Origin of the sequence: Stieleria magnilauensis, assembly GCA_007753675.1 — a bacterium.
Classification (GTDB): domain Bacteria; phylum Planctomycetota; class Planctomycetia; order Pirellulales; family Pirellulaceae; genus Stieleria; species Stieleria magnilauensis.
Genome location: CP036432.1, coordinates 3,212,551 through 3,225,464 on the forward strand (window position 1 = coordinate 3,212,551; position 12,914 = coordinate 3,225,464).

The 12,914-nt window shown below is 60.2% G+C and carries 10 protein-coding genes; 3 read left to right on the plus strand and 7 right to left on the minus strand.

What is annotated here, in order from left to right:
* The first annotated feature begins 456 nt into the window (after positions 1–456).
* Positions 457–4,566 (plus strand): reprolysin-like metallopeptidase, encoded by a 4,110-nt coding sequence (locus TBK1r_RS11450; RefSeq protein WP_419581237.1) that lies wholly within the window; start codon positions 457–459, stop codon positions 4,564–4,566.
* 50 nt (positions 4,567–4,616) lie between these two features.
* Here TBK1r_RS11450 and TBK1r_RS11455 read toward each other — a convergent pair whose 3' ends face one another.
* Positions 4,617–5,081, minus strand: a complete 465-nt coding sequence (locus TBK1r_RS11455) for a RidA family protein (RefSeq protein WP_145210307.1) — start codon at positions 5,079–5,081, stop codon at positions 4,617–4,619.
* A 137-nt stretch (positions 5,082–5,218) separates the two neighbouring features.
* On the opposite strand from TBK1r_RS11455, the gene TBK1r_RS11460 reads away from it, so the two are divergent.
* Together TBK1r_RS11460 and TBK1r_RS11465 are read left to right on the plus strand one after the other, a co-directional pair.
* Positions 5,219–6,004: an SDR family NAD(P)-dependent oxidoreductase gene (locus TBK1r_RS11460; RefSeq protein ID WP_145210309.1), complete on the plus strand. Its 786-nt coding sequence runs from the start codon at positions 5,219–5,221 to the stop codon at positions 6,002–6,004.
* 177 nt (positions 6,005–6,181) lie between these two features.
* On the plus strand, positions 6,182–7,423 hold the full coding sequence (locus TBK1r_RS11465; protein ID WP_145210312.1) for an EAL and HDOD domain-containing protein: 1,242 nt from the start codon (positions 6,182–6,184) through the stop codon (positions 7,421–7,423).
* Between the two features lie 21 nt (positions 7,424–7,444).
* Here the strand turns inward: TBK1r_RS11465 and TBK1r_RS38515 are convergent, their stop codons facing one another.
* The 6 genes from TBK1r_RS38515 to TBK1r_RS11490 all read right to left on the minus strand — a co-directional run bounded on the left by TBK1r_RS38515 (position 7,445) and on the right by TBK1r_RS11490 (position 12,697).
* Complete coding sequence (locus TBK1r_RS38515) at positions 7,445–7,585, minus strand: hypothetical protein (protein WP_419581238.1); 141 nt, start codon at positions 7,583–7,585, stop codon at positions 7,445–7,447.
* Positions 7,586–7,909: 324 nt separating this feature from the next.
* The gene (locus tag TBK1r_RS11470; protein ID WP_145210315.1) at positions 7,910–8,611 is read right to left on the minus strand and encodes a DNA alkylation repair protein; all 702 of its coding nucleotides are present in this window, start codon (positions 8,609–8,611) and stop codon (positions 7,910–7,912) included.
* A 4-nt stretch (positions 8,612–8,615) separates the two neighbouring features.
* A complete protein-coding gene (locus TBK1r_RS11475; RefSeq protein ID WP_145210318.1) occupies positions 8,616–9,980 on the minus strand; it encodes a GDSL-type esterase/lipase family protein in 1,365 nt (454 codons plus the stop codon).
* Positions 9,981–10,033: 53 nt separating this feature from the next.
* A complete protein-coding gene (locus tag TBK1r_RS11480) occupies positions 10,034–10,768 on the minus strand; it encodes an SDR family oxidoreductase (protein WP_145210321.1) in 735 nt (244 codons plus the stop codon).
* Between the two features lie 136 nt (positions 10,769–10,904).
* Positions 10,905–11,906 (minus strand): hypothetical protein, encoded by a 1,002-nt coding sequence (locus tag TBK1r_RS11485; RefSeq protein WP_145210324.1) that lies wholly within the window; start codon positions 11,904–11,906, stop codon positions 10,905–10,907.
* Positions 11,903–12,697 carry a hypothetical protein gene (locus TBK1r_RS11490; protein ID WP_145210327.1) on the minus strand — a complete coding sequence of 265 codons (795 nt, stop codon included), beginning with the start codon at positions 12,695–12,697 and terminating at the stop codon, positions 11,903–11,905. The genes TBK1r_RS11485 and TBK1r_RS11490 overlap by 4 nt, the downstream gene beginning before the upstream one ends.
* Positions 12,698–12,914: the final 217 nt, after the last annotated feature.

Here is a 12,914-nt window from a genome sequence, read left to right on the forward strand (position 1 = left end):
CTCCGCCAACGCCCGACGCTCGGTGACCCGTCGGCTCGCGCTAAACGGCTGATGTTGGTGGGAGATCAGCCGGTTCGCGTCAGCGTCCGGGCCTCCGCCAACGCCCGACGCTCGGTGACCCGTCGGCTCGCGCCAAACGGCTCCATTCGGCCGTTATTTGTTAGCCGCCCCCCTTGAAACAGGCGATGGGCGGCAAAATTGTGCGGCCCTTCCCGGGAGGACTAAACTGGGGTTGGCTCATGAAACGGGAATAACCGGCATAAAGGATCTTATCACACCAAAGAAAAACGTTTCGCGATCGGATTCGGCAGGAAGGATGGAGGATGTTCCACATGTTTGTGTTGAGCGATGACCGCTGCATCTGGGGCCTTTCTTCTTCGTCGGCCGGTCCCGAACGGGCGGCCCCGTCTCGATGGATTTGTTGTCACGATCAGGCCAGACGAAAGAGCTCCTTACATGTCCGCAAACAGACGTCACGTTGATTCGAAACCACGTCGAAAACGAGGGTTGACCGCCACCGGACGTGGTGGTGTGACGCCCCGTCGGCCATCGCGCCGCCGCGTGTTCGAAGTTCTGGAACGGCGTCTGTTGCTGGCGATCGGTGTCGACAATCTGAGCGTCGGAGCAGGCGTGTCGACCTACAAACTTGCGTTGGCCACCACGGTCGAATTCACCGCGGAGGCCTGCACCGTCTCGACGACCTGCAATCCACAAACGGCGACGCAGACGGAGCAGCGGAATGTGGCGAGCGATGCCCTCGATCAAATCGTTGCCGAGGTGAACGCGATCTTTCAGCGCGAGTTGGCGATCAAGCTGGAGTTGATTCCCGACAATGATCTGCTGATTTCCACCGGCAGCACGTCCTTCGATGGATACAGCGACAGCGACACGAACTCCCTGCTGATTGAAAACGGCCCGGAGATTGAAGACCGTTTGACGATTTCCGGCAGCTCGACCACGGGAGTGGGTGCGCGCAACGAATACGATCTCGGCCACGTGTTGGCGGTCGGCGCCGGTGGCGGACTGGCAACGCTGGGGGCGGTCGGACAAAGCAACAAGGCGCAAGGCGTCTCCGGCGTCTCGTCGCCTCTGACCCTGGGGTCCAACAACGTCGTTACGGTATCCGATTCGATGCTCGGCATTCTGCTGCACGAACTCGGACATCAATTCGGCGCCGAACATTCGTTCAACGGCGCGTCGGGGAACTGTTCGCAACGCGCCGTCGAAAGTTCCTACGAACCCGGTAGCGGTTCGACGATCATGGCGTATCAAGGGATTTGCGGCAGCGACAATCTGCCGGTCGAACCTGGCGACGAACGTTACTTTCACGCGGGAAGCTTTGACGAAATCCAACGCTTCATCTCAACCACCATCCCCACCTTGCGACCGCCGGTGGCCAACGGCAATACGATTCCGACCATCGATGCCGGCCCCGATGTCACGATCCCCGCCGGCACGCCGTTTGTCCTGACCGCCGACGCCTCGGATCCCGACTCCGGTGACAGCCTCACGTACACCTGGGAACAGATCGATGTCGGTTCCCCCAGCAGCGGACAAACGGTGCCGATTCCCGACGCCGCTGATGCGGTCGGCCCACTGTTCCGCTCCTTTGCCCCGACAGCCGCCCCGGATCGCACCTTTCCACGGCTGTCGGACATCTTGGCCAACACCAGTCCGTTGACCAATCGCGGCGAACATTTGCCGACCCAAAGTCGCGTCATGAATTTCCGCGCGACGGCGCGCGACAATCACGATGTCAGCGGCGCGACGATCAGTGGCGTCCGCAGCGATGATGTCCGCGTGACCGTGGTCGATACCGGCGCCGCGTTCGAAATCACGTCGCCCAACACCTCGGTGACGTGGTCCGGCGGCAGCAGCGAGACGGTGACCTGGGCCGTCGCGGGAACCAATGCCAACGGGATCAACACGGCGACGATTCAATTGAGTCTGTCCCTGGACGGCGGCAACACGTTTCCGATTCTGCTCGGCAACTATCCCAACAACGGGTCCGCATCGATTGTGGTGCCCAATCTTGATGTCTCGACCAGCCAAGCTCGGATTCGTGCCAAGGGTGTTGGCAATGTGTTCTTTGACATCTCCGACCAGAATTTTTCAGTCTCCGCCAACGCTTCGGCCGCGGGCGTGACGATCGTGGAAACCGGTGCGGGCACAGCGCTTCGCGAAACGCCGGGCATTGTGACCGATTCCTATCAGATCGCGTTGGACTCTGCGCCCAGCGGCGGTGCCGACGTGACGATCACGGTAACGGCCGACGCGCAGAGCGAAATCAGTTTGACCAACGCGGCCGGATCGTTCGCCGGCAGCCAAACGCTGGTGTTCAATCACACGACGCCGCAGAATGTCTTTGTCCGTGCGATCGATGACTTGGCGGTCGAAGGGACGCACGCGAGTACGATTTCGCACGCGATCACCGCCACCGACGACGCGACGAATTATCCGCTGTCGCTGGCCATTGCCAGTGTGGCCGCGGACATCATCGACAACGACTCGGCGTTTCCGGCGTCCGGCAGCGGACAATTGGTGGGCATCGACTTTGACCCCATCGCGGGTTCGTCGCCGACGAATTGGACGCGGGTAGACGTCGGTTCGAATCCGCCGTCGTTTGTCTTGAATGACTTGATCGACGAAGCCGGAAACGCGACCACGATCGACTTGTTGTTTGATGACAACACCGGCAGCGGAACCTCGACGCCTTCCAGCGGCACGTTGCCCAGCCACACACCTTCGTTAGCGGGGATCGACGGGCTGCTCTACAGCGGTCCTTTCGGTGGCCCGCCGGCACCGATCGACGTCACCTGGGCCGGACTGACACCGGGGTTTGAATACGATCTGTATGTCTTTGCGCTCGAGAATTTCATAGACACATTTGACCAGCGCGTCACGATCACCGGTGACGGCACGCCGATCACGTTCAACCAAGTGACCAGCAACGGCGTGCTGATGATCAATGACGAAGCCGGCAGCAACGCACGGACGTTGGAGTCGTACGCCGAACGCGTCACCGCGACCGAGTTCGGGACGATCCGCGTGCGTGTCGAAGCCAACGCGGGAAGCGCCGGGATTGTGATCCCCGGGTTGGCGATCAGCGAAGTGATTCCTGCGACCACGATCGCATCGATCAATGCATCAAATTTGACACAGTCCGAAGGGGATTCCGGCACGACATCGTTTAGTTTCACGGTGACGCGGAGCGGTGATGTGTCATCGTCGGCGACCGTCAACTATGCCGTGACGCCTCGCGATGGGAATCCGGTCAACGCCGCCGACTTTGGCGGTTCGTTTCCGTCGGGGCAAGTTCAATTCCAGGCCGGGCAGACCACCTCGCAGGTGGTGACGTTCAACGTCAGCGGTGACAGCGTCGGGGAAGCCGACGAGCGATTCACAGTCACGTTGTCGGGGCCGTCCGACGGTGCACGTTTGGCCGTCACGTCGGCGATCGGCACCATTTCCAATGACGACGGCAGTTTGGGTTCGGGCAGCATCACGCTGGATACGATCGGACTGTACCAACCCGACGCTCCGCTGTTCCATCTCAGAAACGCGTTGTCCTCGGGTGGTTCAGACCAGTTCTTTGCCTTCGGTCCCGGCGGCAACGCCGGCTGGATTCCGTTGTCCGGCGATTGGAACGGCGACGGCATCGACACCATCGGGCTGTACCAACCGGATATCTCGTTGTTCCATCTCAAAGACAGCTTCACGCCGGGCGCATCAGACCAGTACTTTGCCTTTGGCCCCGGCGGCAATGCGGGCTGGATCCCGTTGGCCGGCGATTGGAACGGCGATGGCACCGACACGATCGGGCTGTACCAACCGGACATTTCCCTGTTCCATCTCAAAGACACGTTCACGTCGGGGGCTTCCGACCAATACTTTGCCTTTGGCCCGGGCGGCAATGCGGGCTGGATCCCGTTGGCCGGCGACTGGAATGGTGATGGCACCGACACGATCGGACTCTATCAACCCGACATCTCATTGTTCCATCTCAAAGACACGTTCACGTCGGGGGCTTCGGACCAGTATTTTGGATTCGGCCCCGGCGGCAATGCCGGTTGGCTCCCGATGGTGGGCGACTGGAACGGCGACGGCACCGACACGATCGGCTTGTATGAGCCGGCGGTCTCGCGGTTCCACTTGAAGGATTCGTTCACCGCCGGAGCGTCGGACTACTTCTTCATCTTCGGCCCCGGCGGCAATGCCGGTTGGACTCCGATCTCGGGCGATTGGAATGGGCCGTCCAGCCCGCCGCCGCCACCACCACCGCCGACATCCAACGGTTCGTCTTCTGGTTCGGGAGGGCAGGCGCAACGGGCGGAAGTCGCAGATGACGCTGAAACCCCAGAGGCATTCTTGGTCTCGTTGCTGGTCACTCGTTCTCCGCAGGCGAGATCGGCAACCCCGTCCGCCGGGATTGCCGTGATGGAAACGACGGACGAGTCGAAGCCACGTGACCGCTCCGTCGCCTTGATGACCGACACGATCGCCGACCACGCGATAGGCGGGAACGAGTCGTTGCGGTTGCTCGATGAGGCATTGAGCCGCTGGTGAGAACGGACGGGGCTCCGATCGCGTCAGGCCATACGTTCGGGATGAACTCGCTACGCGTCGACTTCGAAGATGGCTTCGATTTCGACGGCGATCTTTCCGGGCAGGCTGTTGGTGCCGATGGCGCTGCGAGCGCCGACGCCGTTTTCTTCGCCAAACACGTCTCGGAACAACTCGCTGCAACCGTTGATCACGGCGGGCGAATCGGGGAAGCCTTCGATGCACTGGACCAGGCCGAGCAACTTGATCACCCGTTTCACTTTGTCGAGCGAACCGAAGTGGTCTTGCAGCGTGGCCAGCATGGCCAGACCGGTTTGCCGAGCCGCCTCATACCCCGATTCGACATCCAAGTCCAATCCCAGACGACCGGTCGTCAGCGTCTTGTTCGGCTTTAACGGTCCATGCCCGGAAACATAGGCAAGACCGCCAACGACGACGACGGGCTTGTAAACGCCGGCCGGTGCAGGCGCAGGTGGTAGTTCGAGTCCGAGTTCTTCGATACGTTTTTGGTAAGACATGGTTTGGTGGGGTTGGAAGCGGTGAATGGGAAAGCCAAAGTGTGTCAGTATTTCAGTCGTCTTTCAAGCTGACGACGACAGGAACCGCTGCGTTCGTGTCGTTGGACCATCCCTTGCACCCTTGAGCGAAATTGATCATGAACGAACTGAGTGGCCGAAAGGCGTTGATCACCGGCGGGACCCAGGGCATCGGCGGGGCGATTGCGATCGCGGCGGCGAAAGCCGGTGCGGACGTGTTGCTGGTCGGATTACGACGCGACGCGGCGGCGGAACAGACGTTGGAACAATGTCGCCGACACGGAGTCCGCGCCGAACTGGTGCTGTGCGATTTATCGCGTGCCCCGGGTGAGTACCTGGATTCCTTGATGGCGGAAGTGGATGCGTTGATGCCAGGAATCGACCTGTTGGTCAACAACGCCGGGACGTACATCGACGTGCCGTTTTTGGAAATGGATTTTGACCGCTACCAAACCACCATGCATCTGAACGTTGCGGCGGGGTATTTCTTGACTCAGGCGATCGCGCGGCGTTGGGTGGATGCCGAGGTCCAGGGACGCGTCGTGTTCACCGGATCGATCAACGGGTTGCTCTCCGAACCCGATCACACCGCCTACGACACCAGCAAGGGGGCGGTCGCGGCGATGGTCCGTTCGCTTTGCGTGTCGCTGGCGCCCAAGGGGATTCGGGTCAACGCCATGGCGCCCGGTCTGGTGCGAACACCGTTGACCGATGGCGCGATCGGCGATGACAAGATGCGCCGTTGGATGGAATTGCACACACCCAACGGGCGCGTTCCGACCGGCGACGTGTGTGCCGGTACGGTGATCTTTTTATTGTCCGATGCGGCCGAGCACATTCACGGCCAGACGATTTACGTCGACGGAGGGATGAGTGCCTGGCAGCAACCCGACGTGCCCGCGTGAGGGACGACGGACATGACATTGGCGTGAACACGGCGTGACCATGCAAAAGATGACTTAGACTTCCAACAGTGGGGTCATGCGCCGTCATCGGCTTTCTTGCGACAGCAACATGCATTGGTCTCGCCAAGATAGGGATTCGCCCACCATCACTCCCGCTTCAACAGATTTCTATCCGTCATGTCGACCTGCCAAACCTCTCCCGGCGCAACGTCCTCCCCCGCCGAAAACGCCTTCGTGGGACGTCAACCGATCTTCACTCCTGAAGTGGAGGTTTTTGCCTACGAGTTGCTGTTCCGATCGGGGGAGCAGAACGCCGCGATGATCACCGATGGTGATCGGGCGACAGCCAACGTGCTGCTCAATACGTTCACCGATATCGGTCTGGACACGATCGTCGGTTCGAAAAAGGCGTTCATCAATTTGACACGCAACTTGCTGACCAGTCATAACTTGTCGTGCATGCCGCCCGACCGCGTCGTCCTGGAAATCCTCGAAGACATCGAACCGGACGAGGAGGTGCTCTCGGCGATCGAGAAACTGGTCGAAGAAGGCTACAAGATCGCGCTGGATGATTTCGTCTATCGCCCCGAGTTGGAAGCGTTGATCGGGACCGCGGACATCGTCAAGATCGAGTTTCCGCTGATCCCCAAAGAAGACTTGGCGGATCACATCAGCAAGCTGCGTGCGTTGGGCGTGCGCACCATCTTGGCCGAAAAGATTGAGACACAAGAGGATTTCGAGCTCTGTAAGAGCCTCGGTTGCGACCTCTTCCAAGGCTACTTTTTCTGTCGTCCCCAGGTCATCAGCCAACGCAAGACACAAGTCAATGTGGCCTCGATTGTGCGACTGATGTCCGAACTGCAAAACCCCGACATCACGGTCGGCGAAGTCGAAGGGATCATCCAAACCGACGCGAATCTTTCGTTCAAGTTGCTGCGGTTCGTCAATTCAGCCAACGCCGCGACGACACGCACGATCGATTCGTTGAAGCAAGCGACGACCTTGATGGGGATCTCGCGTTTGCGTTCTCTGGCCTCGATGATGCTGATGACCAGCATCGACGAAGGCAAGCCGCAAGAACTGATCAAGCTTGCCATGATTCGCGGTAAGATGTGCGAGTTGCTGGCGAGCGAATCACGCGCCACGCGACCGGACCGCTACTACACGCTTGGATTGCTTTCGGTCATGGACGCACTGTTGGACAAGCCGATGGACGAAGTCATCCCGCTGTTGCCACTGGCCGACGACATGAACGACGCCTTGCTCAATCGAGCTGGCGAACTGGGGCACATCCTGCAAAGCGTGATCAACTTCGAAGCGGGAGAGATCACGCCGCCGATCTCGTTGTCGGCCGAGCACCTGACATCAGCCTATCAGCAGGCGCTGCGTTGGATCGCCGACTGCAACATCGACGGTTAATACGCCTCCGACGCTCGCGGCCTATCGTTCGTCCCAGAAATAGGTCCGCTCCTCCGGCTTCGGCCGGTTGCGGTACAAATACGACGCGGCGAACGCCAGAATCGTGACCGGCAAGCCGATTCCTGTGATGACCGCGATGATGGAAAACCAAGTGAAGTTCATGGGGGCCTCCGGTTCGAACCGCGTCGGCGACCGCATCGGCGGTCGGACTCCAACTGCTGGGCCGCAAACGATCCCGAACAGGGCGGTCAATCCGGATCAGACGAAATCGGAAGGGCTCACGCCGGCGTTTACGCGATGGGGACGATGGTGTCGCCCATAGCCCCCCGCCAAACGACCGATCATCGTTTGAGATCAGCCGGTTCGCGCCAGCGTCCGGGCCTCCGTCCACGACCGATGCGAAGTCGCCCCTAGGCTCGCGTCAAACGGCTGATCGGATGAACGGAATGGGTAGCGTCCGAACGCCACCGCGATCTCCGATCCGGCTCACAGGTCCAGCTTCTTCTTCAAATGATCGCTGGTCAGATGTTTGACGACATCCAACGGTTCGCAGGCGTTGTCGTCTCCATAGTCGATGTCGACCGGGCCGATGGCTTTGGCGGCGCGGAGGGCGGCCTTGTTGAGTTTCTTGTTGCGTTTTCCGATTCCCATCAAGGCGGTGTTCATCGACTCTCGCACCCACATGTCTTCGCCCTTGATGTGGTTCTTGATGCGGTCGATCAGCACCAACAAAAATTCATCATCCATGCCCTTGGGGTTTTTCTTGGAAAGCTCATAGATCAAACCATAAGCACAGCGGCGGCGAACCGGATCGTCGCTCTCCATCCAGTCGCAGGCGAGATCGAACGCGAAGGGAGCCTTGGCGAGGGTCGCGTCACAGGAGGCGAACACATGGGCCAGGTACCCGCCTTGCAATTGCTCGACTTGCTGTTCGGCTTGGCCGCGGGTGACCTGTTTGGGATCGTCAATCAACAACCCGATGACCTTGGCGTCATAGACGTTTGATTTCCAGAGTTCCAAAGCCAGTCGATGGTCGCGTCCGATTTGTTTGGCGAGTTTGCGAAGCTGGGTCAAACCGATCCCAAAACTCTTGAGCCCACTGCCTTTGGCGCCGCACTTGCTCCAATTCTCAACGCCGCGCGGATTGGTGTGTTCCTTCAAGAGCTTGATGACTTCGGTTTTCTTCATCGGATCAATTCTCAAGTTTGCGAATTCGAATCCGCCGGTATTCGACTTGGCCGCGATCACCCTCCAGGCCGATCGGACCGGACTCGGGGACTTGGAACGCTTCTTCGATCACTTCGCCGTTGCACGTGCAATGCGCCGAAGTGCCCCTGACCGTGATAACCAGTTCATTCCAGTCACCCTGGCGATAGTTTGTCAGGGTCTTGTAGGGTCCGGCGAGCGCGTAATCACGACACTGCAACTGATTGCCACGCACGAAGACGCCGCTGTCGGCCATCGGAGTGGCGCGAAATTCAAGGATCAGCTGGAAGTCATCATCGAATTCTTTCGTCGTCCATAACTGTTGAATCTTTCTGCCTTCGGGCGGCGTGGTCACAACCAGACGGTCGGCGATCGCGCGGTAACGCCCGTCCGGCGTGGCTGTCAGTCCGTCAAACGCGACGTCCTCTTCGACGAGCGGCCAAACGACGGCGCCGTTCGTTTTGGGAATCCAACGGTCACGCGATTTCCGCATCTGGTCGGTAGACCTGCGGTAACCCCATCCGGTCAGGTCGGTGCCGCCAAACAGAGCGATCGCATCGGGTTCGATTTCGAAAGCGTCGGGTTCGGTTTCGATCAGTCCCAACGTCGCAAAAATCGGCCGCAGTGCGGCTTCCCATTTGGCGTACCCGAGCGCATTGGGATGCAGCAGATCGGGAAACTCAATCTTCTTTGCGTCACCGTTTTCATCGGCGAACAAGGTCCACGTGTCGATCACCGTGATTTGCTGATCGCCGCGTGCCAAGCCGCGATACAGCTCATTGATCTGCTTGATCTTCTCGGCGGGGCGAGCTTTGGAAGCGCTGCTGGGAAAGACTTCGCACAACACGATGGGCATCTTCGGATGGTGCGTTTTCAGCTTGTCCAAAATCAATTCGACGTTGGCGGCGATCTGTTCCGGTGACGCCTTTTCTTCCAAGTCGTTGGTGCCCATCAGCATCACGACCGCGGCCGGATTCAAGCTGATCACGTCTTCTTCCAACCGATACAACATCCCGCGGGTCGTATCACCACTGATCCCCCGATTCGCTTTGGGGACTCCGTTCAACGCGCCCGAGAAATCGTCACGCCAGCCCTGCGTGATCGAATCACCCAGAAAGACGACGGCGCCTTCGCTGGCAGCTCGATTGGATTCAAACGTGGTTCGACGACGGTTCCAAACATTTTTGAACCAGTCATGCCGGCGCATCGGCCCGGTGCCGGGTAACGCGTCGTCGGGCGGAATGGTGAACCGCAGCTCCGTCGCCGGCTGGCTGTCTTGTCCATAGCAGGGAACACAGACAGCGGGGACGGTGGGGACCAAGACCAGGCAAAGCAACAGGTGTCGAATCATGAGATGTCGTCGGTAGAGGGGTTGTGACCGTCCCGCAGTATACTTCAATCCCGCTAGACCCATTCCTGCTTGGTCGGCTTGATCACCACTTCGGGGACGTTGGCCCGCGGCGGCAGGGCACAGATGGTCGCCACGACCGACGCGATGTCTTCCGGCTGCAGAATCGAATCTTTGTGTTCCTGCGAAACCGGGCTGGGCCGATTGTCCAGGATCGGCGTGTTGACTTCGCCGGGGTAAACATTGGTGATGCGAACGCCTTCGTCACGGACTTCATTGCTGATCGCGGTCCCGAGCGCGGTCATCGCGAACTTGCTGGCACAATAAACGACTCCGCCGAGTGAAATGGCGCGTTTGCCGGCGACCGATGAGATGTTGACCACCAGCCCATCGCGTCGCGCTCGCATCGCCGGCAGAACGGCGTGAATACAGCGGTAGGCACCGGTGGCGTTGATTTGCATCACCCGATCCCAATCTTCGGGGACCATCTCGGCCATCGTCCGTTTCAGAATGTTGATGCCCGCACTGTTGACCAAGATGTCGGGGTCGCCGTAGTGCGATTTCACGTCCGCAAAGAACGCATCGACACTGCTCGGATCGGCGACGTCCAAGGGATGGCAATGGATCGGAGTCTCTGATTGGACCGAGTCCGCGATGACCTGAAGTTTTTCCAGCCGTCGGCCACCGATGGCGACGCGACAACCGGCTTCGGCGAGGATCGTGGCGATTCCGGCGCCAATCCCGGTGCCTCCGCCGGTGATGGCAACGATCTTTCCTTTCAAACTGCTCACGGATCAAACCCTACAAAATGGGGAACAATGAATAATGTTTCGAGTGTCCAAGCGGCCCGGTCGGGGCACGATGGTAACAGAAAGTAACAATCTGGCGGACTGGTGAGCACATTCACCGTTCCTGAGCGTCTAGCGATTAGTTATCCGTGCTTCCGTCGTTGAGCGTTTTTGCCCCAATCGCTCCGGCGGGGGTGCGGTAACTTTCTTTCGTGCCGATCGTGGTTGCCAAAATCGCCAGCGTCGCCGCATACAGAAGGTTGGCCGAGAGCAGCCCGACGATGCCACACCAGGCCACGACCATCGCGATGCCGAGCTTGCCGGTGGCGGGTTTCCAAGCCAAAAAGATTCCGACCGGCAGGACGCACACGATCAGGGCTGTTAACAGTTCGTAGATGATAGGCGTTTCAAAAAACGTTCCAGTGACGGTCAACAAGCGATCTTGCGCGGGCGCCACCAGCGCGTAAGCACCGGTGCCGTTCCACCAGACCGGGCTGGCAAACAAAGTCGCCGTCGTGACCAGAGCGATCAATGTCACTTGGACGGACAACAGACGATGGGCCAGCGTCGTTCTCCAGCTGACCGGTCGGGGACTTTCCCGGTCTGATCGAACACGGCCGACGGGGGCGATCGCGACCGCCGCCAGAGAGAGACTCAGCAGCGGCTCGACCGTTCCGGCCAGCAAGACGATCCGGTTGGCCCAGCCGACGAACCAAACCCATAGCAACACACTCGGCCAGTTGCTCTCGCCGATGGCGCTTAGCTTCGCCGGAACCTTCCAATCAGCCAGCCGATCGCCGACGGCCACGAACAACGCCAACGCCACTCCGACCAGCAGATACAGGCGATAAACGAGCGTGGATTCGCCGAGCGCGGAGTCACCCGCCAACGCGTCCCAAATGAACAGCGGCGAAATCATCCAGCGCGCGTCGCTGGTCAATTCGGCGGTGCGAAAGAACGTCGCCAAATTCGAGCTGGACGCCGGCGCGCCGCGGGCAAACCAGGTTTCGACGTCGGCCAGTGCCGAGACAAAATAGATCACCGCGAGGAAACAAAGTCCGCGGCGGACATTGCGGAGCGTGGCGACCGGTGACGGCGAGAACCAAAACTCCGTCCAACGTGTAACGCAATCTCTGATCATCGCCCCACCGCCTCCCCGCCGGACGTTTTGCCAGCGGCATCGGCGTCCTGCTCTCGGGAGTACGTCGACAATCGTTTCGCCCCGATGGAAACCAGTCGGACCTCGTCGGCGTCGCGAACGACGCGCGCCAGGTAGACCGGCGGCGCGGCGTCATCGGCGGCCGTCGTCAGTTGCGTGGGCAACCGCACAATGCGAACCGCTTCGATCGAAGGGTCCGCGGCGACCAACGGCATCAGCAGGGCCGCCGCCAGACTCGGCCGATCGGATTGGGCCAGCGTGGCCACCAGCCCCATCCAGCGGCCATAGCGATCCGACTCGGCCAGTCCCGCGATGCCGCTCGGCTCGATGGTGGTCCACTCGGTTTGCCGGTCGATGACCAGCGTGTCCCCGTCCGCGGCGGAGGCGAATTGCAATCGGTGGGGTTGCTCGTCAGGCGTCGCGTGCGCCAGATAAAACCGGCGACCGTCGGCGGCGAAATGCGTCGAGCGGAGGTACGGCGAAAGCAGGTCCAGCAAGCTCGAGTGGGTCGTGGAGGGTTCGATGATGGCGGTGTAAGACACAAACAGCGCGAACAGATGCACGAAAATCGCCGCGCTGATCAAACCGGTCCAAGTGGAACTGGGCAACGCCTGGGAATCGACCGCGGCCGCGTTCGGGGCTGGGCCGTCGTTGGCTGGGCTGGCGTTCGGTGCCGGATCCGCGGGAACGGCCGCCGGGGGCTCGATGCCGCCGTCAGGGCTGTCCGCGGTCGGACCGCGTGACGTCTTATTTGGGGGCTTGCGGCGGGCCATGCGGTTCTGCGAGCAAAAGAATCAGGGGTTCGAAGCGGTAAACCGATAGGGTAACTGCTGTCGGAGCATCCGAAAATGGATTGTGCGATCGCGGACGGATTGCCGCGGCAGCGGTCCAAATCCCCTCCTGCGTGGCAAGAGGGATCGGTTTTGGCGTAAAACTGAGCCGATTGATCCATTTTTTCCGCGACGAAAGAAGCCGGGTGCCCAGAGAAAA